The sequence below is a fragment of the Ferruginibacter sp. genome, from assembly GCF_031430955.1.
Classification (GTDB): Bacteria; Bacteroidota; Bacteroidia; order Chitinophagales; family Chitinophagaceae; genus Ferruginibacter.
In genome coordinates this window covers 1-5393 of sequence record NZ_JANPCM010000037.1, presented here as the reverse complement: position 1 = coordinate 5393, position 5393 = coordinate 1, and the positions used below count along the sequence as shown (strand labels likewise).

Sequence of the window (5393 nt, the reverse complement as noted above, 5' to 3'; positions counted from 1 at the left end):
AGTTTAATGGAATTTGCAAGACAACAATGGAATGATATATAACCACCTCACTGGCCCCACACTGGCCCCACACTGGCGCCAGTGTTCAACCGAAGGTTGGTCACTGGTGTCTATAAGTTCAAGCGGTCTGCGACCGCAGCATGGTACAACATAAAAAAAATAAAGCCACTGATTAAAAGCGGCTTCGGTACTACCATCAGCATCTGTAAAAGATAATCCTAAACCTGTAAAAAAGAAAGCAGCTAAACCGAATAAATAGTTAACAGGGATATCCTGCATCTAACCACATACCAGTGTAAGCGGTTATTTGGTTAATAGTAAATTTAATGAAGCGTAAAACTTTGCAAGTTATCACCAGTAATACGGTTGCTTTTGACGAATTTACTCGTTCTGACAAACGGCACGGTATTTTTTATTTTCTCTCCATGGTCTAACACGTATTTAGTTAACTGAAGACACGAACAAGGCGAAGTTATTTTTTACTTCCCGAATTTATTCCACCGGTAAGTGAATGAAAAAATAAAATAACGGGAAATTTGCATAGTGCGGATATCCATTATACTATTTCCACTTACCAGCCTGTTAAATGAAAAATTTTGATTTAGAATATTATACCCCCCAAAACTTAAATAGATTTTTTTCTTTTTAAATAATTTTTTCTCCACAGAAACATTCAAAAGATTAATGTTATTATTTAAAGAGGCATCAGGTCCGTGGTTAATTATTAATTCAAAATCATATTTTACAACCAGGTTGCTCGGTAAATCCATTATCATATTGTTACTAAGTGTCCAGGTGGAAGCATTATAATTATTGGCCCGGCTTATTAAATCCCTGGAAGCAGTGAGGGTATAAAAAACTTCTGTCCCAAACTCAAGCCATTTATTATTTTTGTAAATAAACTCCAGGCCTTGTGAAATAAACCAGTTGTTTCCACTTTGCTTTTTACTGTTTACAAGTATGGCATTGTGATTATAGCTGAATGAACCATTTAACTTAAGCCCATACTTGTTTTTGTTAAATGCCTTTGAAAAAGTATAAAATCCGTTTAAGCTGTAATAGCCATTTAAATTTTCGGGTCTGTTCAGTTGGGCACCGCTGCTGTCAAGTAAAATATTATTGTTCACTATTTTATTTTGTACTTTATTAAATCCGAGTGTTGAGAATAAACTGCTGCCAGATGCAAAACTGAAACTATTGTAAGACATATTTAAAGTATGCGCAAATTCCGGTTTAAGATTGGGATTACCTTCTTTTTGAAATTGCGGATTTGACATATCTCTTACAGGTTGTAATTGTGCAGCAACAGGCTGCCGGGTATTGCCACGGTAGCTTACACTTAAATTTCGGGAACGTGAAAAAGCATAATTAAATCTGGCCAGTGGTGATACATTCAACGTTCTCTGTGGTTTAATTAAAGAATCTTTTTCATCGGAATAATTTCTGGAATTTACAGGCATCAATGTTATACCAATTGAATAGTTATATTTTTTTTTAATAGTTCTTAAATTCAAACCAATATTGTTATTGTTGAACCGGTTTGTAAACTGATTACTGAAGGTGGAATCATAAACATAATTGCCTGATCTGAAATCACGTACAAAAACATTCCTGTGATTGATTGAATTTGAAAAATTATACAGGTATGTCAAATCAAGATACATGTTTTTTAAAACGGGTTCGGTGTAGGCAAAGGAAAAACTGTAATTATTACCTTTATTTTTTTGAAAAATCTGCTGATCCTGTGTACTGTCCTGAAATGCGCCCCGGATGTCAAATATCCTGGTAAAAGATGGTCGGTATGTTTCCACATTTGACCGCAGAAAAGACGGGTTAAGACTGATTGAAAGATTTCTCCCTTTTTTAAGGAAATACCGGTTGTATAAAATATTAAAATCAATTGCGGGTGTATGCATCTTACCAGAATCCCTGGTAGATCCTTCGCTGGTTTTATATGTATTATTTAATAAGTTGTAATCGGTGTTATTGTTGTTGCTGCTGTTATTAAAAAATATTTCTGAACTAATTTTAATATAGCTCATAGAATCGGGCTTTAATTCCATGTTTAAGGAAAGCTGATTATTATTTCCCCGGTTGGTATAATTATAATATTGGTTATTAAAGTAAGTTTGTGTTGGATATATATATTGCAAAAACTGATCCCGAAAACCAACTGTTTTATGGTTTCCAAAATTATAACTTCCATAAAATGAATTCATTTTTCCAAAGTCAATCCGGTAATTTACTCCGGCAGTATGATTTGTGGTAATACCATCGGGCATTCCGATATTATTTTGTATACCTGAATTTCCAATATTGCCGGTATTTTGCAAAGGTATAACAGCAGGTAAGCCAGCATTAGACTTACCGGTAATTACATTGCCATTATTAATGTTATTGGAATTGCAAAAAAAAGAAAGCTGCGATTTATCTGAAAAGAAATTAGTACCGAGTTTAAACTGGTAACTGTCAGAAGATCCATACCCTGTTGTTACATTACCAAACATGCCGTTGCTTTTATCTTTTTTTAACTGCAGGTTAATTATTTTAACCGGTACTTCTGATTTAATTCCTGATTTTGCGGCTGCATCTCCATAATCATCAATTACCTGTATTTTATCAATGATATTTGCAGGCAACTCACGGGTTGCCATTTTTACATCGTTGCCAAAAAAATCTTTGCCATTTACTTTTATTTTATAAACAGGTTTACCCTGGGCGGTTATGATACCGTTTTTATTTACCTCTAAACCCGGCAGTTTTTTCAGGATATCTTCAACAGTTGCATCTTCTTTTACTTTAAACAGGCTGGCTTTGTATTCTATGGTATCTTCCTTTAACACAATAGAAGAAACAGCTACTTCAACATGCTGTAATAATTTATTATCGGGGTACAGCACGATATCGCCCAGTTGAAAAATTGAATACAGCTTATTAAACCGGTATTCCTGTGTATAGGTTATATATTCCGGGGCTGTTGCAACAATTATAAATTTTGATGCCCGCACTTTAAAAGTAAATGCACCTGTTTTGCCCGAAACAGTTTGCAAAGTATCGGGTAAGCCGGACACCAATAGCTTAATAGATATGCCTTGAATAGCAACGCCAGTTGAATCCATAATTTTTCCAATTACCTGCTTTTCATTTTGGGCAAATAATGGAGTAGTACAGATGAAAATTACAGGAAGCAATATGTAAATAAACCTGTTAATCATGCTTGTATTTAAATAAAATTTTAAAGCGGCCTGGCATTTACCCAGACCGCTTTAAAATTATTGAAAAAAAAACCGGTAATTACCTTAAGGTTTTACCTGAATATTTCCGCCTGTAATTGCATTCATGGTTACGTTAAAGTTACTATTACAACTGCCACCGAAAACAAAATAATCTGAAAATTTATCATCAGTAGAATTTGCACCTTCCCCATTATCCTGTACTTTAAACCAAATACGATCTCCTACGGCAATGGGGAAACCTTCTCCAGTAACCTGTGTTACAAGGCCGGTCATTACTGCGGTTTTGCCGTCGGCTAAAACATTAAGACAATCAATATTGCCATGCACCCTGATATCCTGTCCGGGGCTTTTTGTTTCAAAAGAGCCCGTAACATTATTTGATGCATCTGTTTGGGCATGAAAAGAAAAATGTTGTGTACCATTCAGGTAAGGTAAAGTAAGTGTACCTTGTCCATTAGCTGATGGTCGTGGTGGTAAAATTTTAAATGCTGTAAGAGCAACAAGGCTCACTAAAAAAATACCTCCGGTTAAAATTAATGCTAACTTTTTCATTTTGTTTGTGTTTTTGTTATGATTAATTAAAAAATATTTCATTCAAAATTTAATTACGGCTTTACCTGAATATTTCCGTTTGCGATGTTAAACATCCCAATGGAGAAAAGCCCGCAAAACTGGGTGGAGCCCGATTCGAAAATATCTGAAAACTTATCGCTTGCAGCATTTGATCCTTCTCCATTATCCTGTACTTCAAAATATACAAAATCGCCTACTTCATAACTACCAGGAAAACCATCCCCTGTTTTTTGTGTAATTACGCCACTCATAAAAGCTGTTTTGTTATTAGCCAGAATCCTGAGGCAGGAAATATTGCCATGTAATCTTACTTCCTGGCTGGCACTTTTCACTTCAAATGAGCCGGTTACATTTCCATTATTATCTGTGCTGGCATGAAATGAAAAATGCTGAATTTTAGCCAATCCAAGATCCAGAGCTCCTTGCCCATTGGCAGATGGTCCGGGAGGTGGTAAAGTTTTAAAAGCGGTAGCTGCATAAAGAGCTACCAGCAAAATTGCTGCTGAAAGAAAAACGGTGATTTTTTTCATTTTGTTTAAGTTTAAGGTTAAAAAAAACGTTCTGATATAAAAAAAGAATTCATATACATGCTGTTTAATACAATTGATTGTTACAATTCGCAATTGCAGAAGGATATAAAAATTAAGGAATAAGATTAAAAGCAGTTCTTGAGATAAACAGAAGATTGAACGTGTGTTTTTGTAATAGTTTTTCAGGAGTAAAGAAACTATATTGATGTAGTACAGAGATTAAATCAGATGTCTCAAAGAAATTGGGTTAGTAAAATACAACTTTATTTATTAAATGCAAATATTTGAATGAGAAATTTGTTCTTTAGAAAATTTGCCTTCGTATCTGGAATTTTTACACTTGATCAATTTAGTTTTTATCTTTTTCGTAATTAAGTAACCAGTAGTTGCCGTATTTATCGGTAAGATCGCCGAAAGTTTTTCGTGAAAACTTTGTATATCTTCATCGTTGCTGCAATTAATCGCAGGCGAAAAGTTATTGCCTTCGCCTTTGTTGGTATGCCGCCGAGCCAATGTGCAAGGCATACCAACAACCAGCCCAAATTCCGCTGCAACCAAAGCCAGGTATTATGTTCGTTACGACATTCTGTAACAGAATGTTGTTGATATGCTCACGCTTTGTAGCTTTGCTTCGATACCAACAACGGCTAGGATATCAACAAGAGCGTAAAATCAGCAACATGGTTGAGACTGTACTTTTACTAATTATTTCATTAGGTGTTTGGGCGTTTAGTCGATTGAAGTTTGAAATAAAACGGGAACACCGTCGTAACTATTACAGAGATGAGTATCTTAAATCGGATGCATGGAAAAGGAAACGTTATGTGGTTCTTAAGAGAGATAATTGGCGCTGCGTAAATTGTGGTGCACCTGCTACACAAGTCCATCACAAAAAATACTTAAGAAAGAACATTGGAAAGGAGCCAATTGAATGGCTTGTTTCTGTCTGTAAGAAATGTCATGACTCCTTACATCAGTAGCCTATAATACAACGTAACAAATTAAAATCCTTGTTATTAGTACGCCGCCGAGCCAATGTGCAAGACGTACCAAC

The 5393-nt window shown here is 35.2% G+C and carries 4 protein-coding genes; 1 reads left to right on the top strand and 3 read right to left on the bottom strand.

What is annotated here, in order from left to right; all coding sequences use genetic code 11:
- Positions 1–479: 479 nt before the first annotated feature.
- The 3 genes from ACY65O_RS01040 to ACY65O_RS01030 all read right to left on the bottom strand — a co-directional run bounded on the left by ACY65O_RS01040 (position 480) and on the right by ACY65O_RS01030 (position 4339).
- Positions 480–3215, bottom strand: coding sequence for an outer membrane beta-barrel protein (locus ACY65O_RS01040; RefSeq protein ID WP_462218990.1), 2736 nt, complete (start codon positions 3213–3215; stop codon positions 480–482).
- An 84-nt stretch (positions 3216–3299) separates the two neighbouring features.
- On the bottom strand, positions 3300–3788 hold the full coding sequence (locus tag ACY65O_RS01035) for a hypothetical protein (protein ID WP_462218989.1): 489 nt from the start codon (positions 3786–3788) through the stop codon (positions 3300–3302).
- A gap of 53 nt (positions 3789–3841) precedes the next feature.
- Positions 3842–4339, bottom strand: a complete 498-nt coding sequence (locus ACY65O_RS01030) for a hypothetical protein (protein ID WP_462218988.1) — start codon at positions 4337–4339, stop codon at positions 3842–3844.
- Positions 4340–4851: 512 nt separating this feature from the next.
- Between ACY65O_RS01030 and ACY65O_RS01025 the strand changes: the two genes are divergently transcribed.
- Positions 4852–5319 carry an HNH endonuclease gene (locus tag ACY65O_RS01025; protein WP_462218987.1) on the top strand — a complete coding sequence of 156 codons (468 nt, stop codon included), beginning with the start codon at positions 4852–4854 and terminating at the stop codon, positions 5317–5319.
- The last annotated feature ends 74 nt before the right edge of the window (positions 5320–5393 follow it).